A 283-nucleotide genomic window follows, 5' to 3' on the forward strand; every position below is an offset into this window, starting at 1 on the left:
CTAGCCCGATGAACAGCCGCCTCTTCGGCGAGGGCCGCGAAACAGTCGAGATGATGATCGTCGAGGTCGCGGGGGAATTCGCAGGCGCCCCCGGTGTGGCCCGCGCGGGTCTCTCGGCCACCCAATGGCGCTGCCTTTTCCAGGCCCTGATCAAGCAGGAAAGCCGCTTCAACGTCGCCGCCGAAAGTCCGGTCGGGGCTTATGGGTTGACCCAGCTCATGCCCGGCACCGCCTCCGATCTTGGCGTCGACCGCTATAATGTCAAAGACAACCTGCGCGGCGG

General features: G+C 65.4%; 1 protein-coding gene. It reads left to right on the forward strand.

The features are described from left to right. A partial coding sequence (locus tag A3728_RS19830; RefSeq protein WP_150120907.1) for a lytic transglycosylase domain-containing protein occupies window positions 1-283 on the forward strand: 283 nt, incomplete at both ends.

The organism is Sulfitobacter sp. HI0040 (assembly GCF_001634885.1).
Classification (GTDB): domain Bacteria; phylum Pseudomonadota; class Alphaproteobacteria; order Rhodobacterales; family Rhodobacteraceae; genus Sulfitobacter.